2 protein-coding genes are annotated in these 756 nt (G+C 60.5%); both read right to left on the reverse strand.

Annotation, left to right across the window (positions count from 1 at the left end; all coding sequences use genetic code 11):
- The coding region (locus tag AC1DU6_RS33775) for a DUF47 domain-containing protein (protein ID WP_477862746.1) at positions 1 to 359 on the reverse strand (359 nt) is incomplete at its 3' end.
- A gap of 58 nt (positions 360 to 417) precedes the next feature.
- Positions 418 to 756: DMT family protein (locus tag AC1DU6_RS33780; protein ID WP_477862748.1), on the reverse strand; the 339-nt coding region annotated here is incomplete at its 5' end.

Consider the following 756-nt stretch of genomic DNA (forward strand, 5'->3'; position numbering starts at 1 on the left):
GTGCACAACTGCAGAACCTGTTCGGGCACGGCGCGCACATCGTAGAGCGACAGCGTCTCGGACGAATCCTGCAGCAGGTCGACGATGTCGTCCATCGCGTTGATCAGGCCGTGGATCTGCTCGCGATCAATGGGCGTGATGAACGTGCGGTGCAGCAGCCGGTTCACCTCCGCGGTGACGCGGTCGGCGGCATGCTCGGCCTTGTCGACCTCGTCGGCGTACTGCGCGCGCAGCGCTGGGTCGGCATAGTTTTCAATCATTTTCTGGAAGGCGCGCGCACCTTCCAGGATGAAGCCACCGTGCTCATTGAACAGCTCAAAAAAATTGCYCTCACGGGGCAGCAGCTTGCCAAACAGCATGGGCGTCCTTGATCTCTCGAAGGGTCGGAGTTTACCGGGCGCCGTCACCGAACCGTCATCAAGCCGACCTGAAGATGAAGTAGACAGCGCCCATCAGACACAAACCCGCCCAGAGGAAATCCAGCTTCAGCGGTTCACCCATGTAGTACAGGCTGAAGGGCACGAAGACGGCGAGCGTGATGACTTCTTGCGTGATCTTCAGCTGGGCCAGGCTGAAGCCGGCGCCATGGCCGATGCGGTTGGCCGGCACCTGAAGCAAGTACTCAAACAGCGCGATACCCCAGCTGATGAGGGCGGCTATCCACCAAGGCTTGGTCGCCAGGCCCTTGAGATGGCCATACCAGGCGAAAGTCATGAAGACGTTGGACAGCAGCAGCAAGCCGACGGTCTGCCAGCC

Source organism: Roseateles sp. P5_B10, assembly GCF_056400485.1.